This is a genomic window from Methylomonas sp. MS20 (assembly GCF_050275925.1).
Taxonomy (GTDB): Bacteria; Pseudomonadota; Gammaproteobacteria; order Methylococcales; family Methylomonadaceae; genus Methylomonas; species Methylomonas koyamae_A.
In genome coordinates this window covers 845,246-871,002 of the sequence record NZ_CP189962.1, presented here as the reverse complement: position 1 = coordinate 871,002, position 25,757 = coordinate 845,246, and the positions used below count along the sequence as shown (strand labels likewise).

Genomic DNA, 25,757 nt, shown 5'->3' with positions numbered 1-25,757 from the left:
ATCAGGGTTCTTGTATCGATTCGTCCAACGCCTTGGTCAGCGGCCAGAGCAGGTAAGAAATCACCGAACGCTTGCCGACCACGATTTCGGCGGTCAAGGTCATGCCCGGCAACAATCTGGCTTGGCCGGGCAGATTCTTTAGCCGCCCGTCGCCCAAGGCCAAGCGGCTGGCGTAATAGGCCTCCATGCCGGGACCGGCCGATTCGCGGCGAAACGCGTCCTCGCTCAGCGTCCGCACCGTCGCTTCCAAGGTACCGTGCAGTTGGAAGGGATAGGCGTCCAGTTTCAGCCTAGCCAGATCGCCCGGTTTGACGTAGCCGACGTCCAGCGAATCGATCTCGACTTCGGCTTCCAATTCGGCTTCCAACGGCACCAGCGTAAACAGCGGTTCGGCGGCCTTGGCTACCGAACTCAGCGACAATTTCGCGACATCCAGCACCACGGCTTCGGCTGGCGATACCAACGTGACCAGTTTGTGGCGTTTTTCGGCTTTTTGCAGTTGTTCGTTAACCTCGTCGCGCTCGCGCTGAGTCGCCAGCAAATCTTCCATGGTTTTTTGCCGCCAGCCTTTATCGAAGGCCGCCTTTTCGGCCTCCAGCGCGGCCAGCTCCCGCTTCAATTCCTGTTCGCGGTTCTTTGCCAACTGTAAATCGCGCTCGACTTCCATGCGCTTCTCCTGGGCTTCCAGCATTTGCACGCGCGCGCCGTAATGGCGGTTGACCAAGTTGTTCTGCATTTCCTCGATCTCCAGCAGCGGCTTGACCCTTGCAGATAGCGCTTGCTGATCGCGTAGATTAGTCGTAATCCCGGCATGCAGTTGTTGAATTTTTTCCGAGAGCTGCTTTTGCTGGGCCTGATAATTGGCTTTGCGTTCGGCGTCCAGTTGCGCCTGCAATTGCCGGTCGGCCGTGTCCGATTCGGCATCGGCCGACTTGGCCCCGGACAGTTCGGCATTCAGACGTTGCACTTGGGTGTTTAAACTATCCAGACGTATCCGCAACTGGGCCTGATCGGCTTCGGCAAAGGTCGGGTCCAGGGTCGCCAATTGCTGACCCTTGTGGACGATTTGGCCGACCCGCACGTCCAGGCTGGCGATGATCGAGGTTTCCAGCGGCTGCACGACGATATTGGGCAGCGGTGTGACCAGCCGACCCCGCGCGACCACGACCCGATCGACGTCCGAGTAAATCGCCCACAGCAAAAAGCCCAGCAAGGCGGTCAGCAGCACGTAGAGCGTGATGCGGGCCTGACGCGGCAGCGGACTGCGCTCGATTTCGTCGGCATCCGGCAGGAAGTCCACCGCCAGTTCGTCGGTGGCGTGCTTATTCGGAACGCCGGGTTTCACAGATGACTGGTTTGTTGGTTCCATAATTGCCGATAGGTATCGCAGCGGCTTAATAAGTCCTGGTGGCGACCGCTGTCCACCAACTTGCCTTGCTGCATCACTAAGATCGCGTGGGCGTTGACCAGCGTCGATAAACGGTGGGAAATCATAATCACGGTGCGGCCGACGGCGATGCGGGACAGGTTGCGGATAAAGATCGCCTCGCTTTCCGGGTCCAGGGCGCTGGCGGCTTCGTCGAGGATCAATATTCGCGGCCGCGACAGCAAGGCGCGGGCGATCGACAACCGCTGCTTTTGCCCGCCGCTCAGGTTGGCGGCGTTTTCTTCCAGCAAGGTATCGTAGCCTTGCGGCAAGCGTTCGATGAACTCGTCGGCGCCGGCCGCCTGCGCTACCGCGACGATGTCTTCGAAACTGGCGCCCGGCTGGGTAACCGAAATATTCTCGCGGACGCTGCCGCGAAACAAGAAATTCTCCTGCAGCACCACGCCGATTTGCCGCCGCAAATGAGACAAATCGATTTCGCGCATGTCCACGCCATCGAAACGAATAATGCCTTCCTGCACCGGATACAAACCTTGGATCAGTTTGGTCAGCGTGGTTTTACCGGAGCCGCTCCGGCCGACAATGCCGATGACCTTGCCGGCCGGGATCGTGAAGCTGGCTCTATCCAGCGCCGCGACGCTGGACCCCGGATAGCGAAAAGCCACCGCGTCGAAGGCGATGGCGCCGGCCAATTGCGGCCGCAAACCGCCGGCGCCGGACCGGCCTTCCGGGGCGCGGTTCATGATCTCGCCGAGCATGCGCACCGACAGCGCCGTTTGTTGATATTCGTTGATCAAGCCGACGATTTGCAACAACGGCGAGCTGACCCGGCTGGACAACATTTGAAACGCAATCAAGGCACCGACCGACAAGGTCTGATCGAACACGTCTTGAGCGCCGATGACGATGATGACGATCGGCAACAGCTTGCCGAGGAAATCGGTGATGGTTCCGCCGGCGATCGACAATTTGCCGACCCGAAAATGCATCGTGATGGACTGCGCGGAAAATTGGTCCCAGATCCGCCGTTGCATCGGTTCGATCGCCAGCGCCTTGACGGTACGCATGCCGTGTATGGTTTCGACCAACAAAGCCTGGCGCTTGCCCTCGGCACTGTACAAGGCATCCAACCGGCGCCGGTAACTGGGCAGCAAGACCGCGATAATCGCCGCGATCACCACCGAAAACCCCAACACGATCATCGCCAGCTTGACCGAATAAGCGAACAAAATCGGCAGAAATATCAGCAGCGCCAACACGTCCAGTGCGGTAAAGAACAGCCGCCCGGTCAAAAATTGGCGTATGCCTTCCAATTGGTGCATGTGGCGCGTAATGACGCCGGCCGTCGTGGTCTCGAAATAATCGATTGGTAGCGACAATAATTGCGCGAAGGCGCGCCGCGTCAGGCGCATGTCGATTTTGTTGGTGGCCGCCAAGGTCAACAACTGGCGAAGGTAGCCGAATATCGAATCGAACACCAAGGCCAGCATCACACCGATGCCCAAGACCCAGAGCGTGGATAGACTCTGGTGAACCAACACTTTATCGATGACCAACTGAAAGAAGATCGGGGAGGCCAGCCCTAAAAAATGCATCGCGAACGCGGCGACCGCAATGTCCCGAAAAGCCGCCTTCTGCTTCAGGATTTCCGGAATGAACCAGCGCAAACCAAACGGCTGATTCGGATCGCCGAGGGCGTGGTGACGCTTCAGAAACACCACTTCGCCGGACCAACGATCCCACCATTGCTCGCGGTCCAAATAGGTCACGGCCGCGTCGCCGGCCAGCGGATCGAGGATCGCCACCTGTTCCGGCGCTTCTTTCTTGATGCCGACCACAATCACGGCGCCGCCGTCTCGCAGTCTGGCCATGATTGGGAAAACGCCGGTTTGCGCTAGCAAAGTCTGCCAGCTTAAGCGGGCAATCTTGATTTTCAGCCCTATATCGGTAGCAATACGCTGCAACATCGCCGCATTGGGTTCCTTGGCTTCCAGTGCATACTCGTCGATCAGCCGTTCCGGATTGATCTGTATGCCGTGATGCTGGGCGATCGCGGTCAAACATTGAATAACCGAATGTTGAAACTTGTCAGCCATGTAGAGTGTGATACCCGCTAGTGCTATACGCCAAACCCGGCATGATAACTGGAAAACACAACCGGCCGGACATCATGGTGTTGCAATGCCGCCGCTATCAGCCAAATAACGCAAACGACATAAAAAAGGCATCGGGAGCGAACTCCCGATGCCTGTTGTTTGAAGGTAACGCGTTTATTTGCCTTTGCTGGCGAGATAGCCGCTGGCTGGATCGTCGAGACCAGGCAGCGACGGCGTCAAACCGGTCCGCGCGGTCTGCGACGGTGTGGCCGCCAACGCCAGCGGGTTGCCATTGGCGTCGAATTGCTTGAGGGTATCCGCAAGGGCGAGCGTCGCAAGCGATGCCGGGTTGGCGGACACGCTTTCCGAGCCGCTCGGCAAACCGGGTGTCACGGGTAACGCATTACCGCTGTCAGCATCGGCAAAGCTGCTAATCGCTTGGGCCAGGCGATTGACGTTGGCTCTCAAATCGGCTTCTGGATTAGCCTGATCGCTCTTCGCAAACCAGACATCGACCATCGCGCGGTTGTCACCGTCGACGGTTTCGTAACTCGAAGTCAAGCCTATCCAGTTACCGTTATCCAGAGAAGAGGTGGTCTCGGCGTTCACACCCAACCGACTAATGCCAAGCTCGGTCAAGCTATGCAACTCGTCGGCTTGGCTTAAGCCGTCCGCATTGTTGTCGGTCCAGACCTTCAACTCCTTGAATGCGTTATCGTCGGCGCTAATCCAACCGTCTTGATTACTATCAAGGGCTCGCAATGCGGCGTAACCGTCGGCGGCGGTCTGACCGTCAGCGAGCCGGGTCGCGGACCCGAACAATTCCGAACCGTCATTGATGACCCCGTCTCGATTGGTATCGATCGCAAGCAAACCGTCGCCGCTGCCGACCCAACCCACTGTCTCCCGACTACCGTCGGCGTCGATATCGAAGCTCACGCCGGCTGCTCGACTTAAAGTCGAAATACCGTCGCCATTCAGATCCAGCACCAACGGTGTCGTAAACAACGCGTTCAATTGCGCGGTGGTCATCGCGTTCAACTGGGCCGTTGTCAGCGCAAGTTCTTGGGCATCGGTCATCGCGCAAACTTGAGCGGTGGTTAAACCGAAAATCTGCGCGGTAGATAGCGCCTGAATGTCGGCGGTCTCCAACTTAATAAATTGGCTGGTGGTCAATGCGGCCACATCCGCCGTTTCCATGCTAACCACCTGCGCAGTCGTCAACGCGACGATCTGATTGGTCGCCAGCGCAACCACTTGAGCCGTCGTAAATGCAGCCAAATCGGCGGTTTCCAGAGTTGAGACCTGCGTAGTAGTCAAGGCCCGCACCTGCGCGGTGGCCAGCGCCGCCGCTTGGGCGGTGGTCAGGGCGACGATGCCGGCGGTGGTCAGCGATGCGGCATTGCTGGTACCCAGGCCCACCAGGTCGGCGGTTTCCAGCGCGGCCACTTGTTGGGTGGTCAGCGCGGCCACTTGGCTGGTTTTCAGGCCGAAGGCTTGGGCGGTGCTCAGCGCGACGATTTGTTGGGTGCTCAGCGCGGCGGTGCTGGCGGTGGTCAGTCCGCTCAGGGTCAGCGTGGTCAGCGCGGCCAGGTCGGCGGTTTCCAGGTTGACGGCTTGGCCGGTGCTCAGCGCGGCGGCTTGGTTGGATTTGAGCGCGGCGGCTTGGGCGGTGCCTAGCGCGGCCAGGTCGGCGGTTTCCAGCGCGGCCACTTGTTGGGTGGTTAGCCCGGCGATTTGGGCGGTGGTCAACGCCGCCGCTTGGGCGGTGGTCAGCGCGACGATGCCGGCGGTGGTTAGGCTGCTCAGCGCCAGGGTGCTGAGCGCGGCCAGGTCGGCGGTGATTAGGTTGGCAACTTGGCCGGTGGTCAGCGCGGCGGCTTGGTTGGATTTGAGCGCGGCGGCTTGGGCGGTGCTCAGCGCGGCCAGGTCGGCGGTTTCCAGCGCGGCTACTTGTTGGGTGGTTAGCCCGGCGATTTGGGCGGTGGCCAGCGCCGCCGCTTGGGCGGTGGTCAGGGCGACGATGCCGGCGGTGGTCAGCGATGCGGCATTGCTGGTACCCAGGCCCACCAGGTCGGCGGTTTCCAGCGCGGCCACTTGTTGGGTGGTCAGCGCGGCCACTTGGCTGGTTTTCAGGCCGAAGGCTTGGGCGGTGCTCAGCGCGACGATTTGTTGGGTGCTCAGCGCGGCGGTGCTGGCGGTGGTCAGTCCGCTCAGGGTCAGCGTGGTCAGCGCGGCCAGGTCGGCGGTTTCCAGGTTGACGGCTTGGCCGGTGCTCAGCGCGGCGGCTTGGTTGGATTTGAGCGCGGCGGCTTGGGCGGTGCCTAGCGCGGCCAGGTCGGCGGTTTCCAGCGCGGCTACTTGTTGGGTGGTTAGCCCGGCGATTTGGGCGGTGGTCAACGCCGCCGCTTGGGCGGTGGTCAGGGCGACGATGCCGGCGGTGGTTAGGCTGCTCAGCGCCAGGGTGCTGAGCGCGGCCAGGTCGGCGGTGATTAGGTTGGCAACTTGGCCGGTGGTCAGCGCGGCGGCTTGGTTGGATTTGAGCGCGGCGGCTTGGGCGGTGCTCAGCGCGGCCAGGTCGGCGGTTTCCAGCGCGGCTACTTGTTGGGTGGTTAGCCCGGCGATTTGGGCGGTGGCCAGCGCCGCCGCTTGGGCGGTGGTCAGGGCGACGATGCCGGCGGTGGTCAGCGATGCGGCATTGCTGGTACCCAGGCCCACCAGGTCGGCGGTTTCCAGCGCGGCCACTTGTTGGGTGGTCAGCGCGGCCACTTGGCTGGTTTTCAGGCCGAAGGCTTGGGCGGTGCTCAGCGCGACGATTTGTTGGGTGCTCAGCGCGGCGGTGCTGGCGGTGGTCAGTCCGCTCAGGGTCAGCGTGGTCAGCGCGGCCAGGTCGGCGGTTTCCAGGTTGACGGCTTGGCCGGTGCTCAGCGCGGCGGCTTGGTTGGATTTGAGCGCGGCGGCTTGGGCGGTGCCTAGCGCGGCCAGGTCGGCGGTTTCCAGCGCGGCCACTTGTTGGGTGGTTAGCCCGGCGATTTGGGCGGTGGTCAACGCCGCCGCTTGGGCGGTGGTCAGCGCGACGATGCCGGCGGTGGTTAGGCTGCTCAGCGCCAGGGTGCTGAGCGCGGCCAGGTCGGCGGTGATTAGGTTGGCAACTTGGCCGGTGGTCAGCGCGGCGGCTTGGTTGGATTTGAGCGCGGCGGCTTGGGCGGTGCTCAGCGCGGCCAGGTCGGCGGTTTCCAGCGCGGCTACTTGTTGGGTGGTTAGCCCGGCGATTTGGGCGGTGGCCAGCGCCGCCGCTTGGGCGGTGGTCAGGGCGACGATGCCGGCGGTGGTCAGCGATGCGGCATTGCTGGTACCCAGGCCCACCAGGTCGGCGGTTTCCAGCGCGGCCACTTGTTGGGTGGTCAGCGCGGCCACTTGGCTGGTTTTCAGGCCGAAGGCTTGGGCGGTGCTCAGCGCGACGATTTGTTGGGTGCTCAGCGCGGCGGTGCTGGCGGTGGTCAGTCCGCTCAGGGTCAGCGTGGTCAGCGCGGCCAGGTCGGCGGTTTCCAGGTTGACGGCTTGGGCGGTGCTCAGCGCGGCGGCTTGGTTGGATTTGAGCGCGGCGGCTTGGGCGGTGCCTAGCGCGGCCAGGTCGGCGGTTTCCAGCGCGGCTACTTGTTGGGTGGTTAGCCCGGCGATTTGGGCGGTGGTCAACGCCGCCGCTTGGGCGGTGGTCAGCGCGACGATGCCGGCGGTGGTCAGGTTGCTCAGCGCCAGGGTGCTGAGCGCGGCCAGGTCGGCGGTGATTAGGTTGGCAACTTGGCCGGTGGTCAGCGCGGCGGCTTGGTTGGATTTGAGCGCGGCGGCTTGGGCGGTGCTCAGCGCGGCCAGGTCGGCGGTTTCCAGCGCGGCTACTTGTTGGGTGGTTAGCCCGGCGATTTGGGCGGTGGCCAGCGCCGCCGCTTGGGCGGTGGTCAGGGCGACGATGCCGGCGGTGGTCAGCGATGCGGCATTGCTGGTACCCAGGCCCACCAGGTCGGCGGTTTCCAGCGCGGCCACTTGTTGGGTGGTCAGCGCGGCCACTTGGCTGGTTTTCAGGCCGAAGGCTTGGGCGGTGCTCAGCGCGACGATTTGTTGGGTGCTCAGCGCGGCGGTGCTGGCGGTGGTCAGTCCGCTCAGGGTCAGCGTGGTCAGCGCGGCCAGGTCGGCGGTTTCCAGGTTGACGGCTTGGCCGGTGCTCAGCGCGGCGGCTTGGTTGGATTTGAGCGCGGCGGCTTGGGCGGTGCCTAGCGCGGCCAGGTCGGCGGTTTCCAGCGCGGCTACTTGTTGGGTGGTTAGCCCGGCGATTTGGGCGGTGGTCAACGCCGCCGCTTGGGCGGTGGTCAGGGCGACGATGCCGGCGGTGGTTAGGCTGCTCAGCGCCAGGGTGCTGAGCGCGGCCAGGTCGGCGGTGATTAGGTTGGCAACTTGGCCGGTGGTCAGCGCGGCGGCTTGGTTGGATTTGAGCGCGGCGGCTTGGGCGGTGCTCAGCGCGGCCAGGTCGGCGGTTTCCAGCGCGGCTACTTGTTGGGTGGTTAGCCCGGCGATTTGGGCGGTGGCCAGCGCCGCCGCTTGGGCGGTGGTCAGCGCGACGATGCCGGCGGTGGTCAGCGATGCGGCATTGCTGGTACCCAGGCCCACCAGGTCGGCGGTTTCCAGCGCGGCCACTTGTTGGGTGGTCAGCGCGGCCACTTGGCTGGTTTTCAGGCCGAAGGCTTGGGCGGTGCTCAGCGCGACGATTTGTTGGGTGCTCAGCGCGGCGGTGCTGGCGGTGGTCAGTCCGCTCAGGGTCAGCGTGGTCAGCGCGGCCAGGTCGGCGGTTTCCAGGTTGACGGCTTGGCCGGTGCTCAGCGCGGCGGCTTGGTTGGATTTGAGCGCGGCGGCTTGGGCGGTGCCTAGCGCGGCCAGGTCGGCGGTTTCCAGCGCGGCTACTTGTTGGGTGGTTAGCCCGGCGATTTGGGCGGTGGTCAACGCCGCCGCTTGGGCGGTGGTCAGGGCGACGATGCCGGCGGTGGTTAGGCTGCTCAGCGCCAGGGTGCTGAGCGCGGCCAGGTCGGCGGTGATCAGGTTGGCAACTTGGCCGGTGGTCAGCGCGGCGGCTTGGTTGGATTTGAGCGCGGCGGCTTGGGCGGTGCTCAGCGCGGCCAGGTCGGCGGTTTCCAGCGCGGCTACTTGTTGGGTGGTTAGCCCGGCGATTTGGGCGGTGGCCAGCGCCGCCGCTTGGGCGGTGGTCAGGGCGACGATGCCGGCGGTGGTCAGCGATGCGGCATTGCTGGTACCCAGGCCCACCAGGTCGGCGGTTTCCAGCGCGGCCACTTGTTGGGTGGTCAGCGCGGCCACTTGGCTGGTTTTCAGGCCGAAGGCTTGGGCGGTGCTCAGCGCGACGATTTGTTGGGTGCTCAGCGCGGCGGTGCTGGCGGTGGTCAGTCCGCTCAGGGTCAGCGTGGTCAGCGCGGCCAGGTCGGCGGTTTCCAGGTTGACGGCTTGGCCGGTGCTCAGCGCGGCGGCTTGGTTGGATTTGAGCGCGGCGGCTTGGGCGGTGCCTAGCGCGGCCAGGTCGGCGGTTTCCAGCGCGGCCACTTGTTGGGTGGTTAGCCCGGCGATTTGGGCGGTGGTCAACGCCGCCGCTTGGGCGGTGGTCAGCGCGACGATGCCGGCGGTGGTTAGGCTGCTCAGCGCCAGGGTGCTGAGCGCGGCCAGGTCGGCGGTGATTAGGTTGGCAACTTGGCCGGTGGTCAGCGCGGCGGCTTGGTTGGATTTGAGCGCGGCGGCTTGGGCGGTGCTCAGCGCGGCCAGGTCGGCGGTTTCCAGCGCGGCTACTTGTTGGGTGGTTAGCCCGGCGATTTGGGCGGTGGCCAGCGCCGCCGCTTGGGCGGTGGTCAGGGCGACGATGCCGGCGGTGGTCAGCGATGCGGCATTGCTGGTACCCAGGCCCACCAGGTCGGCGGTTTCCAGCGCGGCCACTTGTTGGGTGGTCAGCGCGGCCACTTGGCTGGTTTTCAGGCCGAAGGCTTGGGCGGTGCTCAGCGCGACGATTTGTTGGGTGCTCAGCGCGGCGGTGCTGGCGGTGGTCAGTCCGCTCAGGGTCAGCGTGGTCAGCGCGGCCAGGTCGGCGGTTTCCAGGTTGACGGCTTGGCCGGTGCTCAGCGCGGCGGCTTGGTTGGATTTGAGCGCGGCGGCTTGGGCGGTGCCTAGCGCGGCCAGGTCGGCGGTTTCCAGCGCGGCCACTTGTTGGGTGGTTAGCCCGGCGATTTGGGCGGTGGTCAACGCCGCCGCTTGGGCGGTGGTCAGCGCGACGATGCCGGCGGTGGTTAGGCTGCTCAGCGCCAGGGTGCTGAGCGCGGCCAGGTCGGCGGTGATTAGGTTGGCAACTTGGCCGGTGGTCAGCGCGGCGGCTTGGTTGGATTTGAGCGCGGCGGCTTGGGCGGTGCTCAGCGCGGCCAGGTCGGCGGTTTCCAGCGCGGCTACTTGTTGGGTGGTTAGCCCGGCGATTTGGGCGGTGGCCAGCGCCGCCGCTTGGGCGGTGGTCAGGGCGACGATGCCGGCGGTGGTCAGCGATGCGGCATTGCTGGTACCCAGGCCCACCAGGTCGGCGGTTTCCAGCGCGGCCACTTGTTGGGTGGTCAGCGCGGCCACTTGGCTGGTTTTCAGGCCGAAGGCTTGGGCGGTGCTCAGCGCGACGATTTGTTGGGTGCTCAGCGCGGCGGTGCTGGCGGTGGTCAGTCCGCTCAGGGTCAGCGTGGTCAGCGCGGCCAGGTCGGCGGTTTCCAGGTTGACGGCTTGGCCGGTGCTCAGCGCGGCGGCTTGGTTGGATTTGAGCGCGGCGGCTTGGGCGGTGCCTAGCGCGGCCAGGTCGGCGGTTTCCAGCGCGGCTACTTGTTGGGTGGTTAGCCCGGCGATTTGGGCGGTGGTCAACGCCGCCGCTTGGGCGGTGGTCAGGGCGACGATGCCGGCGGTGGTTAGGCTGCTCAGCGCCAGGGTGCTGAGCGCGGCCAGGTCGGCGGTGATTAGGTTGGCAACTTGGCCGGTGGTCAGCGCGGCGGCTTGGTTGGATTTGAGCGCGGCGGCTTGGGCGGTGCTCAGCGCGGCCAGGTCGGCGGTTTCCAGCGCGGCTACTTGTTGGGTGGTTAGCCCGGCGATTTGGGCGGTGGCCAGCGCCGCCGCTTGGGCGGTGGTCAGGGCGACGATGCCGGCGGTGGTCAGCGATGCGGCATTGCTGGTACCCAGGCCCACCAGGTCGGCGGTTTCCAGCGCGGCCACTTGTTGGGTGGTCAGCGCGGCCACTTGGCTGGTTTTCAGGCCGAAGGCTTGGGCGGTGCTCAGCGCGACGATTTGTTGGGTGCTCAGCGCGGCGGTGCTGGCGGTGGTCAGTCCGCTCAGGGTCAGCGTGGTCAGCGCGGCCAGGTCGGCGGTTTCCAGGTTGACGGCTTGGCCGGTGCTCAGCGCGGCGGCTTGGTTGGATTTGAGCGCGGCGGCTTGGGCGGTGCCTAGCGCGGCCAGGTCGGCGGTTTCCAGCGCGGCCACTTGTTGGGTGGTTAGCCCGGCGATTTGGGCGGTGGTCAACGCCGCCGCTTGGGCGGTGGTCAGCGCGACGATGCCGGCGGTGGTTAGGCTGCTCAGCGCCAGGGTGCTGAGCGCGGCCAGGTCGGCGGTGATTAGGTTGGCAACTTGGCCGGTGGTCAGCGCGGCGGCTTGGTTGGATTTGAGCGCGGCGGCTTGGGCGGTGCTCAGCGCGGCCAGGTCGGCGGTTTCCAGCGCGGCTACTTGTTGGGTGGTTAGCCCGGCGATTTGGGCGGTGGCCAGCGCCGCCGCTTGGGCGGTGGTCAGGGCGACGATGCCGGCGGTGGTCAGCGATGCGGCATTGCTGGTACCCAGGCCCACCAGGTCGGCGGTTTCCAGCGCGGCCACTTGTTGGGTGGTCAGCGCGGCCACTTGGCTGGTTTTCAGGCCGAAGGCTTGGGCGGTGCTCAGCGCGACGATTTGTTGGGTGCTCAGCGCGGCGGTGCTGGCGGTGGTCAGTCCGCTCAGGGTCAGCGTGGTCAGCGCGGCCAGGTCGGCGGTTTCCAGGTTGACGGCTTGGCCGGTGCTCAGCGCGGCGGCTTGGTTGGATTTGAGCGCGGCGGCTTGGGCGGTGCCTAGCGCGGCCAGGTCGGCGGTTTCCAGCGCGGCCACTTGTTGGGTGGTTAGCCCGGCGATTTGGGCGGTGGTCAACGCCGCCGCTTGGGCGGTGGTCAGCGCGACGATGCCGGCGGTGGTCAGGTTGCTCAGCGCCAGGGTGCTGAGCGCGGCCAGGTCGGCGGTGATTAGGTTGGCAACTTGGCCGGTGGTCAGCGCGGCGGCTTGGTTGGATTTGAGCGCGGCGGCTTGGGCGGTGCTCAGCGCGGCCAGGTCGGCGGTTTCCAGCGCGGCTACTTGTTGGGTGGTTAGCCCGGCGATTTGGGCGGTGGCCAGCGCCGCCGCTTGGGCGGTGGTCAGGGCGACGATGCCGGCGGTGGTCAGCGATGCGGCATTGCTGGTACCCAGGCCCACCAGGTCGGCGGTTTCCAGCGCGGCCACTTGTTGGGTGGTCAGCGCGGCCACTTGGCTGGTTTTCAGGCCGAAGGCTTGGGCGGTGCTCAGCGCGACGATTTGTTGGGTGCTCAGCGCGGCGGTGCTGGCGGTGGTCAGTCCGCTCAGGGTCAGCGTGGTCAGCGCGGCCAGGTCGGCGGTTTCCAGGTTGACGGCTTGGCCGGTGCTCAGCGCGGCGGCTTGGTTGGATTTGAGCGCGGCGGCTTGGGCGGTGCCTAGCGCGGCCAGGTCGGCGGTTTCCAGCGCGGCCACTTGTTGGGTGGTTAGCCCGGCGATTTGGGCGGTGGTCAACGCCGCCGCTTGGGCGGTGGTCAGGGCGACGATGCCGGCGGTGGTTAGGCTGCTCAGCGCCAGGGTGCTGAGCGCGGCCAGGTCGGCGGTGATTAGGTTGGCAACTTGGCCGGTGGTCAGCGCGGCGGCTTGGTTGGATTTGAGCGCGGCGGCTTGGGCGGTGCTCAGCGCGGCCAGGTCGGCGGTTTCCAGCGCGGCTACTTGTTGGGTGGTTAGCCCGGCGATTTGGGCGGTGGCCAGCGCCGCCGCTTGGGCGGTGGTCAGGGCGACGATGCCGGCGGTGGTCAGCGATGCGGCATTGCTGGTACCCAGGCCCACCAGGTCGGCGGTTTCCAGCGCGGCCACTTGTTGGGTGGTCAGCGCGGCCACTTGGCTGGTTTTCAGGCCGAAGGCTTGGGCGGTGCTCAGCGCGACGATTTGTTGGGTGCTCAGCGCGGCGGTGCTGGCGGTGGTCAGTCCGCTCAGGGTCAGCGTGGTCAGCGCGGCCAGGTCGGCGGTTTCCAGGTTGACGGCTTGGCCGGTGCTCAGCGCGGCGGCTTGGTTGGATTTGAGCGCGGCGGCTTGGGCGGTGCCTAGCGCGGCCAGGTCGGCGGTTTCCAGCGCGGCCACTTGTTGGGTGGTTAGCCCGGCGATTTGGGCGGTGGTCAACGCCGCCGCTTGGGCGGTGGTCAGCGCGACGATGCCGGCGGTGGTTAGGCTGCTCAGCGCCAGGGTGCTGAGCGCGGCCAGGTCGGCGGTGATTAGGTTGGCAACTTGGCCGGTGGTCAGCGCGGCGGCTTGGTTGGATTTGAGCGCGGCGGCTTGGGCGGTGCTCAGCGCGGCCAGGTCGGCGGTTTCCAGCGCGGCTACTTGTTGGGTGGTTAGCCCGGCGATTTGGGCGGTGGCCAGCGCCGCCGCTTGGGCGGTGGTCAGGGCGACGATGCCGGCGGTGGTCAGCGATGCGGCATTGCTGGTACCCAGGCCCACCAGGTCGGCGGTTTCCAGCGCGGCCACTTGTTGGGTGGTCAGCGCGGCCACTTGGCTGGTTTTTAACCCGAAGGCTTGGGCGGTGCTCAGCGCGACGATTTGTTGGGTGCTCAGCGCGGCGAAGTCGCTGCTGGATAGCCCGGAAGATAGGGCTAGCGTACTCATCACTGCAATATCGGCGGTTTCGATGGCGACGATTTGCGCCGTGCTCAACGCATCAATCTGCAGGCTGTTGAATACCGGAAATTGAACAGTGGTAAATGCGACGATCTGAGCAGTACTCAGAGCCTGCATGTCCTCGGTGGTTAGCGCTGCTACAGCATCTGTGCTTAGTCCGGCGATTTGCGCCGTGGTGAATAATGAAATTACCGAAGCCATAGCCCACCTACTTTACTGAGTTCCTGGAAAGCCGCCTAAACGCAAGCTAGGCTGTTCCGATGATTGACCGTCCCGCCGACCATCGATTTTCGATTGCCGGATGCTCGTCGTTAGCGGCAAACTCGCTTGCCGCCCCTGTGCGTTCCGCCTGTGCCGATCTCGCGGTCAAGCTGGAGAAGGTTTGCTCGCTCCATACGTGACTGGATTAGGAATTACGACGACATAAAACGCTGTCGAGTTTAGCCCAATTTTTAACAATGGACAGATATCCGCCGTGAATTTGTGGTTTTGCCGACAATACTAATGCAGGACCATCAAGCCACTATTGACAACGTCGCAATTTCGCTACAGCGCGGTTAATGCTCTTCAAGCAACTTCAGGCCTGGAGGCAACGCCTCTCCGAATATTTGCCGTTCTTGCTGCTCGTCGAGCGGCATGTAGTCGGAAACCATTTGCTGCCAAGAGACAGGCGCTTTTGCCTGCTTGAGCTTGTCCAGCACCAAGGCACGCAAATGGTCGTCGATATCGCGGACACGATCGTCGCAGCGGCGTGCGAGTAATGCGGCGGCGAAACCGGCTTGAGATTGCTTTCTCCAATCGACCGCCAATAACCGGTGTAACCACATCGATACGGTATCCGACGGAATCACTTCGTGACTGCTGCCATGAAACAGGACGCGCGCGCCAACCCGGCCAAGTGCCCACCAACTTTGTTCAGGCTCTCCGGCCTTTTCCAGTCGTTTCAACAGCCATTCGCCAAACTGCGTTTTATCGGCAACCGGCAAACGCTCCAGAGCCGCGGCCAGGCGCACCATATCCTCATACCCGCGCGTCACCAATTGTTTGGCAACACCCGCCTGACGAGTCGTGGCCGGGTTTATAAATTTGGCGATGTCGCCGAACAACCGCTGCTGAGCCTCGGCCTGCAAACCGCCGGCCACGCGCCGCCACAAGGTCCACCACTCCGTCCAATTTTGTTTCTCGTTGACAAACTGGAGTCCGTCCCCATACCACTTCCATAGTTGCTCAACCCGCCAATCATCGAGCGGATACCCAAAACCGGGCCGCAGACAAAATCCGGCCAGACTCAACCACAAACGCTCATGCTGCTCGCTTCGCCGCCGATATTTTCCGCCCTCCAACAGCGCATTGAAAAGCTCGCGCAGTAATGGCGTGCGCCAATCGGCTCGGGGCGCGCCCAGGATTTTTTCCAGATCGGCACGTAGGGTTTTCACCGCTTGCGGATCAACGTCCCTGGATTTCGCTCCAAAAACCGCCTGAATCTTTTCTAGGGCTTGCGGTAGTTGATTCGGCAACTCCCCTCCACCGATCGTTGGGGCAGTTTTTCTTATTTGAAACTCCACATCCCAGCGCTGAATCAAATCCGCCTTTGCCACGCATTGCAAGCGCAAGGTGCCGACTTCAGTGTAGGTCGCCACCAACTGCACGACGACTTCCACTCGTTGATCACCGGCGAACGCGACAGCGAGCGGCGGCAGCCCATGAAAACGGTCATCGTCAAGTTCGACGATGTCGCCGGGGCGATAATCGGCGTCCGTGCTATTCGACATCAGATGGAAACGTACCGGCTGGCCGATCCGTAGCGCAAATTGCCGGGAGGTCAATGTGACTTCCCGCCCCTCCTCGCTACCTTTGGGCAAGATACAGATGCCAGGTTTGGTAAATCGAGCTCCCGCATCGTTAACGGTGTCTACCAGTAAAAAATAGGCCCTGGCCGCGCCACCGCCGATTTTCAGTTTTTGCTCGCGCCGGGCGATCGCATACGCGACAGCACCGTAGGCCACTGCCAATTCCGGATCAAGGTTTTCTAATTGTACTGGTGGCTCACCGCGCCAATGTCCCAACAACTCTAGCGCGCGGGTAACGAGCGCAGGGCTACGGAATAAACCACCATTCAAGAGCAGCGCATCAGGCACGATCAAGCCGTCTACTACCTCGCTGGGACCCGCGAACTCCGCCCCTTCGCCGGTACCAGTCAACGCTGCTCTCGAGCTTCGGGCATGCGCCTTAAGAAAAGCGGCGATATGCTTGCTAATCGCGGGCTCCGGGGCGTACGGTAAACCGAACTCCACCATTCCGCTTCGTTTTTTGTCCGGCAGCTCTTCGATTCCGGACAGCGGGAAGAATCCGTCTAGCGCGATGCGTCGCACTTCGTCACGGGTAAGAAAACTGCTTCGAGCTCCGCCTATGAGTTTCGAACCACTGCCCAGCAAAGTGACGGCGAATTGTTCCGGAGCGGCATCCGCCAACAGACGTTCTTTTGCTACCCGGCATTGTTCGAGTAATTGCGACAAATCACCCGCCGACAGCTTCTTATCACCCCCGGTTAACCGTGTTTCGGCTAGACGCGCGAGCGCTAGATCGATGTTGTCGCCGCCCAGCATCAAGTGATCGCCCACGCCGATCCGAGTGAGTTTTGGATCGCCGTCACCGTGGTCGATACGAATCAATGTCAAGTCGGTGGTGCCTCCACCGACGTCGCAGACCAGCAAAAGACGACAACCGGCCAGACTGGCTGCGACTTTGCCGTCATGCCGACGTAACCAGTCATAACAAACCGCCTGAGGCTCTTCCAGTAAGCGTACATCCACCAAGCCGGCGGACTTGGCGGCCTCCAGGGTCAGCGCACGCGCCGATTCATCGAATGACGCCGGTACCGTGATCACCACGTTCTGCCTGGACAACGGCGCCTGGGGAAAATGTTGATCCCATGCGCTACGAACATACTGCAGATAGCTGGCACTCGCGGCCACCGGAGAAACCTTGAACACCGACTCGTCGCTACCCCACGGCAAAATAGCCGCAGCCGGATCGACAGCATTATGCGACAACCAGCTCTTGGCGCTAGTCACCAGCCGGCCGTGAGACTTGGCGCCGAGCAATCGCGCCGCTTCCCCAAGCACCGCCCCATCGGGGGCCGTTAAAAAACCGCTATCGGCATTAAGCTCGCCAAACGCCGGGTGATATCGCACCGACGGCAACAAAGGCCTGGAAGCAACTTCACCCGGCGCAATCAATTGAGGTATTTCGAACAGACGGATGGTCTTGTGCGGATCTTCGGCCTCGGCGTAAGCAACCACGGTGTGGGTAGTACCTAAGTCGATACCGACCGAATATTGGGTATTATTTTTCAAAGCGGAATCACGGACACGATTGAATTGCATCCATTGTATGCCAGATGCCGGCAATCTCGCCGAAGAAGAGGATTGGCGCCGGCACAATGAAACCTGTAATCAAGTTTGCCAACACCAACTGCTCGCGAGTAACAACGGAGGGTTACCGCCTTCAGGAATCAGGAGTCCACAAGCAAAGTTTTCGCGAATTACCCGATAACACCCGACAGAAACGGCACAAAAGTGACGCGTTCGATCACTTCGTCCAAATAACCTTCGTCGGTACGCACAATACGATGCAAATACTGCTTCCCCTCTTGACCGACCGGTATCACCAGCACCCCCCCGACCGCCAACTGTTGCAATAGAGCTTCCGGCACTTCGGCGGGAGCCGCCGCAGCCAAGATGCCCTCGAACGGCGCATGTTCGGGCCAGCCCCATCCACCATCGGTATGTTTGAAACCGACAGTCTTGATGTTCAACTCCCATAAGGTATCGCGTGCTTTTTTCATCAAAGGAGCAATTCGCTCAACGGTGTAAACCTGACTGACCAGTTTGGCGAGGATAGCCGTCTGGTAACCGCAACCGGTACCGATCTCCAAGACCTTGGCCGGAACAGCGGATTGCAGCAGTAACTCAGTCATTTTCGCGACGATGTACGGCTGCGAGATCGTTTGATTGTGCCCAATCGGCAATGCAGTGTCTTCGTAGGCGCGACTCTCTAAAGCCTCGTCGACGAAAATATGGCGGGGAGTGTCGGCCATGACTGCCAACACTTTGTTATCGGAAATTCCTTGTTGGCGTAGCCGGGAGATCATACGCTCGCGGGTGCGCCGCGAGGTCATACCGATGCCTTGTATTCGTCGACTCATACTTATGCGTCCAATGCCAGCCAGTCGCGCAGTCCCTCCAAACGCTCGTAGCGAGTTAAATCCAGCTGTAGCGGAGTGACTGACACATAGCCGTTCTTAACGGCGTCGAAGTCGGTTCCGGGACCGGCATCCTGCTCGGCACCAGGCGGCCCCACCCAATAGATGGTTTGCCCCCGCGGATCAAATCCGCGAATGACCGCCTCGGCTTTATGCCGCTGACCAAGCCGAGTAGACAAGAAGCCCTTAATTTCGGAAAACGGCAAATCGGGCACGTTGACATTCAACAAGGTGTCCTCCGGCAAAGGCCGAAGTTGCATTTTGTTTAGCAAAGTCACCGCTACTTGGGCAGCCGTATCGAAATGCTTGGCATTGTGCCCAACCAATGAGATAGCCACCGCCGGCAGTCCGAGAAAACGTCCCTCGGTAGCGGCGGCGACTGTCCCCGAGTAAATCACGTCATCCCCCAGGTTTGCACCGTGATTGATGCCGGCGAAGACCATATCGGGTTCATCCGCCAACAATCCGGTAATGGCTAGATGCACGCAATCGGTAGGCGTCCCATCAACCCGAACGAAACCGTTCTCGCACACGGTCGCCCTAAGCGGCATATCCAACGTCAACGAATTACTGGCGGCGCTACGGTTCTTATCGGGGGCGACTACCGAAACCTTGGCGAATGGTCTGAGAGCTGCGGCCAAGGTATTGATGCCCTGCGCCAAATAGCCGTCGTCGTTGCTGATCAGAATATGCATGTCGCGATAAAACGCTTTAAAATTGCCGCATGTTAGCAAAAAAACCGCAAATCCAGCAGCTTACGTGACAAAAAAAACCACAACGCCTGAAGAGACCACGCTTTTTCGCGAGGCCGTCGGCAAGGTCAAAGAAATCAAAGCCGACACGGTCATTTTACGACCCAATAAGAGCCCGCCTCCCAGGCCGAAACCTAAATTGCCAGAGATTGTCGATCCTTTGGAAATACCGTTGGACGATGTACCTTCCCGTTTATTTCAAGAAGACCAAATGCTATTCGCCGTGCCGGGCGTACAAAAGAACGTATTAAAAAAACTACGTAAGGGGCATTACGACCTAGACGCCGAAATCGATCTGCACGGCCTAAGTAGTCGCTCGGCGCAAAGCCAGCTATTGAACTTTTTACACCGTTGCGTTGAAAAAGGCTGTCGCTGCTTATTGATTATTCACGGCAAAGGCTACAATTCGCCGGATCAACTGCCAGTTTTAAAAAACGACATCAATATTTGGCTACGTCAGCACCGAGACGTATTAGCTTTCTGTTCCGCACCCAGAAGTCACGGTGGCGCGGGCGCGCTACTGGTGTTGTTGCGGCTATCCGATAAATTCGCCGACAAGGATGACGACCTTTAAAACCAAACGCGCTGGCTACTAAAACCTCAAAGAATCGATTGCTAGCAGAACCGGAACCAGACATAAGCAATATCGATAGCCAAGCAGACCGCTTAAAACCAGCTTCACAGTCATGACATTTAAAGCCTATAACCAGATAAACGATCTTTTTAGAACATAAATATCTACGGGAATCTTCATCAAATGACGATAATCGAGAGCTTCCAAGCTATCGCTGACAAGAATGCCAGAATACTTGTCCTGGGCAGCATACCCGGCATTCGCTCTCTGCAAGATCAGCAATATTATGCTCATCCCAGGAATCAATTCTGGCCGATCATTTGTAAGCTACTAAGCATCAATCCCGATTCGGCTTATGTCGAAAGATTAAACAAACTTACCCTATCGGGCGTCGCATTGTGGGATGTAATGAAGAGATGCCGCCGCCCCGGCAGCATGGATTCCGATATAGACTTTACGAGCGTCGTAATCAATGACTTCGATAGCTTCTTCGAAAGCCACGGCAAAATTGAAGCAATATTATTTAACGGCGCGACTGCCGACAAAATATTCAACAAGCATTACTATAGCAAGGCGTTTACCGAAAAAATTAAGCGCTACCGCTTACCTTCAACTAGCCCAGCCAATGCCGCGATGAGCTTCGAACAGAAACTGGAAAATTGGCGTGTGCTACCTGAACTCCTCAATCGCCCCCTTCAGGAGTCTCAATAGATTAGACCAGCAAGGCCTAAAACTAAAAAAGCCGCGTCGGCTTGGGCCGACACGGCTTTTTTGTTCCTTTCGAAACTAGCTTACTCAGCGGACGCCTGAGCCGGCTCAGGCCGATCAACCAATTCGACATAAGCCATCGGCGCGTCGTCCCCGGGCCTAAACCCGCATTTAATGATGCGCAGATAGCCGCCATTTCTAGATTGATAACGGGGCCCCAGTTCGTTAAACAGTTTAGTAACCACATCACGGTCACGCAGCTTAGAGAAAGCCTGCCTGCGCTTAGCTACTGAATCAATTTTCGAAAGGGTAATCAGAGGTTCAGCAATCATGCGCAACTCTTTGGCTTTCGGCAAAGTAGTTTTAATCAACTCGTGCTTAAACAACGAACAGGCCATATTGCTAAATAGGGCTTTACGGTGGCTACTGTTTTTATTAAGCTGTCTTCCAGATTTACGGTGTCTCATTTTTATGCCTTATATTTCAAATGCCTGATTGTGACTGATCGGCCAAATTCTCTGGCGGCCAGTTTTCAAGCCTCATACCTAGCGACAGACCTTTAATGGCCAAGATATCCTTGATTTCGGTAAGCGATTTTTTTCCCAAGTTAGGGGTGCGCAATAGCTCAACTTCGGTGCGCTGTATAAGATCCCCGATGTAGAAAATATTCTCTGCCTTCAAACAGTTTGCAGACCTTACGGTCAACTCCAGATCGTCTACTGGACGCAATAGGATAGGGTCGAAGGTTTCTTCTTCGATAACAACTTCTTCTTCCACCCTTTCGTTAACTTTCTCGAAGTCAACAAAAACCGACAATTGATCATGGAGAATAGAAGCAGCTAACTTAATAGCCTGCTCTGGATCAACTGTGCCGTTCGTTTCCAGTTCGATTACTAACCGATCCAGGTTCGTGCGCTGCTCAACACGCGTACTCTCGACGTGGTATGCAACCTTAACAATCGGGCTAAATGACGAGTCGACCATCAAAACGCCAACCGGGGCGTCTTCATTTTGTTCCTTTCTAACGCTGGCGGGTACGTAACCGCGACCACGCTCAACCTTAATTTTGACGTTCAGCGCGCATTCCGGTTGCGTGATATTGGCGATCACCAGCTCAGGATTTATGATCTCAACATTATGGGGCAAATCGATGTCGCCAGCCGAAACAGAACCGACTCCTTTCTTGGAGAGAGTCAACGTGACTTCGTCTCGAGAATGCACTACCACCGCAAGCTTTTTCAAATTCAAAATGATGTCGATGACGTCTTCTTGAACTCCTTCCAGCGTAGTAAACTCGTGCAAAACGCCTTCGATCGAGATTTCGGTAACCGCGCAACCGGGTATAGACGACAACATGACACGGCGCAACGCGTTACCCAAAGAATGCCCAAAACCGCGCTCTAAAGGCTCAATAACGATTCTTGAGTGGTTGGCCGTTTCGTTAACAACCTCGACTAGTCTGGGTTTTAAAAGGCCGCCAATAGAACTCTGCATAGATTAAATCCTGGACTTATTTTTTACTTGGAGTAAAGCTCGACAACCAACTGTTCGTTGATGTCCGAACCCAAATCGATACGATCTGGTACGGATTTGAACACACCGCTCATTTCTTTAGCGTTCACTTCTACCCAAGCCGGGAACCCGTATTGTTCAGCGACGACCAACGCATCTTTAATGCGTTGCTGAGTTTTTGACTTTTCCCTGATTTTGATTTGGTCGCCAACCGAGACTTGAAAAGACGGAATGTTGATCAACTTGTCATTCACAATTACTGCTTTGTGAGATACCAGTTGACGGGCCTCAGCGCGGGTAGCCGCGTAACCCATTCTGTAAACCACGTTATCCAAGCGGCTTTCCAGGAAATTCAGCAAGTTCTGACCAGTCGCGCCTTTCTTTTGGTCTGCGGCTTTATAGTAATTTCTAAATTGTTTTTCCAGGACGCCGTAAATTCTGCGCAACCGTTGCTTCGCCCTTAACTGCAGCGCGTAGTCGGAGTTTCTTGTACGTTTAGCGCCATGCTGCCCGGGTCGTTGATCTAACTTACATTTGGCCTCTAGAGATTTACCTCTACTTTTCAAAAATAAATCAGTACCTTCCCTACGGCTCAGTTTACAAGCAGGGCCAAGATATCTTGCCATTGTTTACTCCACTATCCTAAACGCGACGTTTTTTTGGTGGACGGCAGCCATTATGAGGAATGGGAGTGACGTCCACGATGTTTGAAATTTTAAAACCCATGCTGTTAAGCGACCGAACAGCCGACTCTCTTCCGGGTCCGGGCCCCTTAATCATGACATCGAGGTTTTTCATGCCATATTCCTGAGCAACAGCGCCAGCCTTTTCGGCGGCTACCTGAGCAGCGAAGGGTGTACTCTTTCTGGATCCGCGAAAGCCTGAGCCTCCGGACGTCGCCCAAGACAGCGCATTGCCTTTGCGATCAGTTATAGTAACAATAGTGTTGTTGAACGAAGCATGGACATGAGCTATGCCATCAGCGACTTCTTTCTTAACACGCTTTTTTACTCGATTTTGGGTTGCCATCTAACTTGCCTTTCTGGAAATCTTACTTGGTAACTGGTTTTCTAGGACCTTTACGAGTCCTGGCATTGGTTCTGGTTCGCTGCCCTCTGAGAGGCAGCCCACGCCGATGCCTGATCCCGCGATAGCAGCCCAAATCCATCAAACGCTTAATATTCATAGACACTTCACGACGCAAGTCGCCTTCTACAGTCATACCTGAAATGACTTTCCGGATTGCTTCAACTTGTTCTTCGGTCAAGTCTTTAATTTTAACGGTTGGCAACACCCCAATTTGATCGCAGATGTTTCTAGCAGTCTGCCTGCCAATCCCATAAATCGCTGTTAACGCGATCTCCGCATGCTTATGGTCAGCCACGTTAATACCGGCAATACGAGCCATTCAGATACTCCAAACACAGTGCTATTAGGTTAAACGGAGGATTATATCACTCCGAAAAATAAATCACAAAAACAAATTAGCCTTGACGCTGTTTATGACGTCCGTCCTTGCAAATCACGCGGACCACACCATTTCTCTTGATCACTTTACAACTTTTACAGATAGTTTTTATTGAGGCGCGCACTTTCATCGCTGACTCCTAAATTAAGTTAAGACTTTTTCAAATTGGCTTTTTTCATTAATCCTTCGTATTGCTGCGACATCAAATGCGTTTGCATCTGCGATATGAAATCCATCACAACCACGACGATAATCAGCAAAGAAGTACCGCCAAAGGAAAAAGGAACATTCCAATATACAATTAAAAACTCGGGTAACAAGCAAATTAGAGTGATATAAACCGCTCCGATTAATGTCAACCGGGTCATGACTTTATCGATATAGTGCGTTGTGTGCTGGCCTGGCCGGATACCTGGAAGATAAGCCCCGGACTTTTTCAGATTCTCAGCTGTTTCTTTCGAATTGAATACCAACGCTGTGTAGAAAAAACAGAAAAAAACGATAGCAATAGCGTAGCAAAGCACATAAATGGGTTGTCCTGGAGACAACACCGAAGAAATGTCTTGCAACCAGGCAAATCCATCGACGTTTCCGAACCAACCGGCGATAGTGGCTGGAAACAGAATAATGCTGGACGCGAAGATAGGCGGTATCACCCCGGCCATGTTCAACTTTAGAGGAAGAAAGGAGCTTTGACCGCCGTAAACCTTATTCCCTTGCTGACGTTTTGGGTAGTTGATTGTGATACGCCTTTGCCCTCTCTCTACAAAGACGACAATCCCCGTAACTATGATTGCGAGTACGAACAACAGCACGATAAAAGCACCATTCATTTCGCCAGTTCTCGCAAGCTCAAGAGTCCCGCCGATAGCCGACGGCAATCCGGAAACAATACCTGCGAATATAAGCAGGGATATGCCATTACCTATGCCGCGCTCGGTTACTTGCTCGCCTAGCCACATCAAAAATATCGTGCCAGTGACCAGCGTAATTGTGGTTACCACGACGAACCCGATGCCCGGCTGTATAACGACAGCCAAACCGCCTGCCGTCTGGTTCTGTAACGCGACAGAAATCCCTACCGATTGAAACATAGCCAACACTACCGTGCCGTAGCGGGTATACTGAGAAATCTTACGACGACCGGATTCACCCTCTTTCTTTAACTGCTCCATCGCAGGAATGACTATTGTCATCAGCTGCATAATAATAGAGGCTGAAATGTAGGGCATGATCCCTAAGGCGAATAAACTAAGCCGCATCAAAGCCCCGCCAGAGAACATGTTAAACATGTTCAATATAGAACCCGATTGCTGCTCAAACATGGTAGCAAGCGCTTTAGGATCGATGCCTGGCACGGGAATATGAGCACCTACGCGATACACCACGAAAGCACCCAAGACAAACAACAACCGCGATTTTAACTCCGCAAACCGAAACGTGCCGGCTGCCACATCAAACCCTTTCGCACTCACTTTACGCCTCTACTTTGCCGCCAGCAGCTTCGATAGTTGATACCGCACCCGCCGTTACAGCCAACCCTTTAACCGTAAAAACACGATTAACAACGCCAGTGTTCACGACTTTAACTTTTTTTGTGAAAACGGGGACAACGTTGTTCGCAATTAAGACCTGAATATCAACGATCTCATCAGTAAGCGAATTGATTTCTGACAACCTTACTTCAGAGGTAAATTTCTTAAGGTGGGACGTAAATCCGACTTTAGGCAGACGACGCTGCAACGGCATCTGACCGCCCTCGAAGCCAACTTTGTGAAAACCGCCAGCCCGAGCTTTTTGACCTTTATGCCCTCTTCCGCAAGTCTTACCATCAGTACAGCCGATACCCCGGCCCACACGTTTCGCTTTTTTTCTAGCACCTTCGGATGCTTGGATAGTATTTAAAAACATTAGACTTCCTCGACCTTAACCATATACGCGACCTTATTAATCATGCCGCGGTTCTCGGGGGTATCGATGACTCTTACAGTCTGCCTAATTTTCCTCAGCCCAAGCCCTTTCAAACACTCTTGGTGATTTTTCAAGCGACCGTTCTTGCTTTTGGTCATCGTGACGCTCAATACTTTGTCAGACATATACTTATCCTGTTATTTGTTCAACGGATAGGCCACGCTTAGCGGCGATCTGCTTGGCATCTTTCATCGAGGTCAACCCGTTAATAGTCGCTCTAACGACGTTAATCGGGTTACTGGTACCGATGCATTTTGCCAATACATTGTGCACGCCAACCACTTCAAACACAGCTCGCATAGCACCGCCGGCAATAATACCGGTACCCTCCGAAGCCGGTTGCATGTAAACCTTCGCAGCCCCGGTATCTGACATGACGGAATATTGCAACGTGCCGTTAATAAGCGCGACTTTGCGCATGTTCTTTCTGGCTTGCTCCAGCGATTTTTGAATGGCGACCGGAACTTCGCGCGCTTTAGAAACCCCGTAGCCAACACGGCCATCGCCGTCGCCAACCACGGTCAGCGCTGCAAAGCCGAATACCCGTCCGCCTTTCACTACTTTTGCAACCCGCCTTACCGATACGAGTTTTTCCTGTAATCCGTCTGTACTACCTTGAGATGGTGCTGTTGCCATGATAACCCCTTAAAACTTCAGTCCGGCTTCGCGGGCGGCATCAGCAAGTGCCTTTACGCGACCGTGATATTTGAAACCCGAACGGTCAAACGCGACTTCGGTGACACCAGCAGCCAACGCTCTTTCAGCGACTACGCGACCGACTTCAGATGCGGCTTTAATATTGCTCGTGTTAGATAACGCGCTCTTAATATCGCCTTGAACCGTAGAAGCGGCGGCTAATGTGGACCTTCCGTCCGCACTCAAGACTTGCGCATAAATGTGCTGAGAAGTGCGGTGTATTGTTAGCCTATTAACGTTCAGAGCTTTAATTTTAGAGCGTAAGCGCAACGCTCTTTTCATTCTGGATGATTTTTTATCCATCAC

19 protein-coding genes are annotated in these 25,757 nt (G+C 58.5%); 2 read left to right on the top strand and 17 right to left on the bottom strand.

Translation table 11 applies throughout. The annotated features are described in order from the left end of the window. Position 1: 1 nt before the first annotated feature. From ACQE3D_RS03840 to surE, 6 genes are all read right to left on the bottom strand, one after another. A complete protein-coding gene (locus ACQE3D_RS03840; protein WP_313729049.1) occupies positions 2-1,345 on the bottom strand; it encodes an HlyD family type I secretion periplasmic adaptor subunit in 1,344 nt (447 codons plus the stop codon). Further along, positions 1,342-3,483: a peptidase domain-containing ABC transporter gene (locus ACQE3D_RS03835; RefSeq protein WP_313729050.1), complete on the bottom strand. Its 2,142-nt coding sequence runs from the start codon at positions 3,481-3,483 to the stop codon at positions 1,342-1,344. The genes ACQE3D_RS03840 and ACQE3D_RS03835 overlap by 4 nt, the downstream gene beginning before the upstream one ends. A gap of 174 nt (positions 3,484-3,657) precedes the next feature. After that, positions 3,658-13,707, bottom strand: a complete 10,050-nt coding sequence (locus ACQE3D_RS03830; RefSeq protein ID WP_427551401.1) for a hypothetical protein — start codon at positions 13,705-13,707, stop codon at positions 3,658-3,660. A 356-nt stretch (positions 13,708-14,063) separates the two neighbouring features. Beyond that, positions 14,064-16,892, bottom strand: a complete 2,829-nt coding sequence (locus ACQE3D_RS03825; RefSeq protein WP_409521094.1) for an Hsp70 family protein — start codon at positions 16,890-16,892, stop codon at positions 14,064-14,066. A 158-nt stretch (positions 16,893-17,050) separates the two neighbouring features. Next, complete coding sequence (locus ACQE3D_RS03820) at positions 17,051-17,713, bottom strand: protein-L-isoaspartate(D-aspartate) O-methyltransferase (protein ID WP_313729053.1); 663 nt, start codon at positions 17,711-17,713, stop codon at positions 17,051-17,053. A 2-nt stretch (positions 17,714-17,715) separates the two neighbouring features. Continuing rightward, the gene (gene surE, locus ACQE3D_RS03815) at positions 17,716-18,465 is read right to left on the bottom strand and encodes a 5'/3'-nucleotidase SurE (protein WP_313729054.1); all 750 of its coding nucleotides are present in this window, start codon (positions 18,463-18,465) and stop codon (positions 17,716-17,718) included. Positions 18,466-18,529: 64 nt separating this feature from the next. Between surE and ACQE3D_RS03810 the strand changes: the two genes are divergently transcribed. Both ACQE3D_RS03810 and ACQE3D_RS03805 read left to right on the top strand, forming a co-directional pair. Beyond that, entirely contained in the window at positions 18,530-19,096 is a 567-nt protein-coding gene (locus ACQE3D_RS03810; RefSeq protein ID WP_064028936.1) for a Smr/MutS family protein, read from the top strand. A gap of 183 nt (positions 19,097-19,279) precedes the next feature. Then, positions 19,280-19,807: a DNA-deoxyinosine glycosylase gene (locus ACQE3D_RS03805; protein ID WP_313729056.1), complete on the top strand. Its 528-nt coding sequence runs from the start codon at positions 19,280-19,282 to the stop codon at positions 19,805-19,807. An 80-nt stretch (positions 19,808-19,887) separates the two neighbouring features. Here the strand turns inward: ACQE3D_RS03805 and rplQ are convergent, their stop codons facing one another. The 11 genes from rplQ to rplR form a co-directional block, all read right to left on the bottom strand. After that, positions 19,888-20,271 carry a 50S ribosomal protein L17 gene (rplQ, locus tag ACQE3D_RS03800; RefSeq protein WP_064028887.1) on the bottom strand — a complete coding sequence of 128 codons (384 nt, stop codon included), beginning with the start codon at positions 20,269-20,271 and terminating at the stop codon, positions 19,888-19,890. A gap of 16 nt (positions 20,272-20,287) precedes the next feature. Beyond that, the gene (locus ACQE3D_RS03795; RefSeq protein WP_064028889.1) at positions 20,288-21,298 is read right to left on the bottom strand and encodes a DNA-directed RNA polymerase subunit alpha; all 1,011 of its coding nucleotides are present in this window, start codon (positions 21,296-21,298) and stop codon (positions 20,288-20,290) included. Positions 21,299-21,321: 23 nt separating this feature from the next. After that, a complete protein-coding gene (gene rpsD / locus ACQE3D_RS03790; RefSeq protein WP_064028892.1) occupies positions 21,322-21,942 on the bottom strand; it encodes a 30S ribosomal protein S4 in 621 nt (206 codons plus the stop codon). A 16-nt stretch (positions 21,943-21,958) separates the two neighbouring features. Next, positions 21,959-22,345 (bottom strand): 30S ribosomal protein S11, encoded by a 387-nt coding sequence (rpsK, locus tag ACQE3D_RS03785; protein ID WP_064028894.1) that lies wholly within the window; start codon positions 22,343-22,345, stop codon positions 21,959-21,961. A gap of 22 nt (positions 22,346-22,367) precedes the next feature. Further along, the gene (rpsM, locus tag ACQE3D_RS03780) at positions 22,368-22,724 is read right to left on the bottom strand and encodes a 30S ribosomal protein S13 (protein WP_064028896.1); all 357 of its coding nucleotides are present in this window, start codon (positions 22,722-22,724) and stop codon (positions 22,368-22,370) included. Positions 22,725-22,800: 76 nt separating this feature from the next. Further along, entirely contained in the window at positions 22,801-22,914 is a 114-nt protein-coding gene (rpmJ, locus tag ACQE3D_RS03775; RefSeq protein WP_082885534.1) for a 50S ribosomal protein L36, read from the bottom strand. 19 nt (positions 22,915-22,933) lie between these two features. Further along, positions 22,934-24,259: a preprotein translocase subunit SecY gene (secY, locus tag ACQE3D_RS03770; RefSeq protein ID WP_175463714.1), complete on the bottom strand. Its 1,326-nt coding sequence runs from the start codon at positions 24,257-24,259 to the stop codon at positions 22,934-22,936. Between the two features lies 1 nt (position 24,260). Then, entirely contained in the window at positions 24,261-24,695 is a 435-nt protein-coding gene (gene rplO, locus ACQE3D_RS03765) for a 50S ribosomal protein L15 (RefSeq protein ID WP_281022276.1), read from the bottom strand. After that, positions 24,695-24,880: a 50S ribosomal protein L30 gene (gene rpmD / locus ACQE3D_RS03760; protein ID WP_064028900.1), complete on the bottom strand. Its 186-nt coding sequence runs from the start codon at positions 24,878-24,880 to the stop codon at positions 24,695-24,697. The genes rplO and rpmD overlap by 1 nt, the downstream gene beginning before the upstream one ends. A 4-nt stretch (positions 24,881-24,884) precedes the next feature. Then, positions 24,885-25,391 (bottom strand): 30S ribosomal protein S5, encoded by a 507-nt coding sequence (rpsE, locus tag ACQE3D_RS03755; RefSeq protein ID WP_313729057.1) that lies wholly within the window; start codon positions 25,389-25,391, stop codon positions 24,885-24,887. A gap of 9 nt (positions 25,392-25,400) precedes the next feature. Then, positions 25,401-25,754, bottom strand: a complete 354-nt coding sequence (gene rplR, locus ACQE3D_RS03750) for a 50S ribosomal protein L18 (protein WP_313729058.1) — start codon at positions 25,752-25,754, stop codon at positions 25,401-25,403. Positions 25,755-25,757: the final 3 nt, after the last annotated feature.

What these genes read in the sequence shown, in the direction of transcription:
- ACQE3D_RS03835 (WP_313729050.1), bottom strand. Translation starts at nt 3,483, where the DNA reads ATGGCTGACAAGTTTCAACATTCGGTTATTCAATGTTTGACCGCGATC.
- ACQE3D_RS03830 (WP_427551401.1), bottom strand. Translation starts at nt 13,707, where the DNA reads ATGGCTTCGGTAATTTCATTATTCACCACGGCGCAAATCGCCGGACTA.
- ACQE3D_RS03825 (WP_409521094.1), bottom strand. Translation starts at nt 16,892, where the DNA reads ATGCAATTCAATCGTGTCCGTGATTCCGCTTTGAAAAATAATACCCAA.
- ACQE3D_RS03820 (WP_313729053.1), bottom strand. Translation starts at nt 17,713, where the DNA reads ATGAGTCGACGAATACAAGGCATCGGTATGACCTCGCGGCGCACCCGC.
- surE (WP_313729054.1), bottom strand. Translation starts at nt 18,465, where the DNA reads ATGCATATTCTGATCAGCAACGACGACGGCTATTTGGCGCAGGGCATC.
- ACQE3D_RS03805 (WP_313729056.1), top strand. Translation starts at nt 19,280, where the DNA reads ATGACGATAATCGAGAGCTTCCAAGCTATCGCTGACAAGAATGCCAGA.
- rplQ (WP_064028887.1), bottom strand. Translation starts at nt 20,271, where the DNA reads ATGAGACACCGTAAATCTGGAAGACAGCTTAATAAAAACAGTAGCCAC.
- ACQE3D_RS03795 (WP_064028889.1), bottom strand. Translation starts at nt 21,298, where the DNA reads ATGCAGAGTTCTATTGGCGGCCTTTTAAAACCCAGACTAGTCGAGGTT.
- rpsD (WP_064028892.1), bottom strand. Translation starts at nt 21,942, where the DNA reads ATGGCAAGATATCTTGGCCCTGCTTGTAAACTGAGCCGTAGGGAAGGT.
- rpsK (WP_064028894.1), bottom strand. Translation starts at nt 22,345, where the DNA reads ATGGCAACCCAAAATCGAGTAAAAAAGCGTGTTAAGAAAGAAGTCGCT.
- rpsM (WP_064028896.1), bottom strand. Translation starts at nt 22,724, where the DNA reads ATGGCTCGTATTGCCGGTATTAACGTGGCTGACCATAAGCATGCGGAG.
- rpmJ (WP_082885534.1), bottom strand. Translation starts at nt 22,914, where the DNA reads ATGAAAGTGCGCGCCTCAATAAAAACTATCTGTAAAAGTTGTAAAGTG.
- rplO (WP_281022276.1), bottom strand. Translation starts at nt 24,695, where the DNA reads ATGTTTTTAAATACTATCCAAGCATCCGAAGGTGCTAGAAAAAAAGCG.
- rpmD (WP_064028900.1), bottom strand. Translation starts at nt 24,880, where the DNA reads ATGTCTGACAAAGTATTGAGCGTCACGATGACCAAAAGCAAGAACGGT.
- rpsE (WP_313729057.1), bottom strand. Translation starts at nt 25,391, where the DNA reads ATGGCAACAGCACCATCTCAAGGTAGTACAGACGGATTACAGGAAAAA.
- rplR (WP_313729058.1), bottom strand. Translation starts at nt 25,754, where the DNA reads ATGGATAAAAAATCATCCAGAATGAAAAGAGCGTTGCGCTTACGCTCT.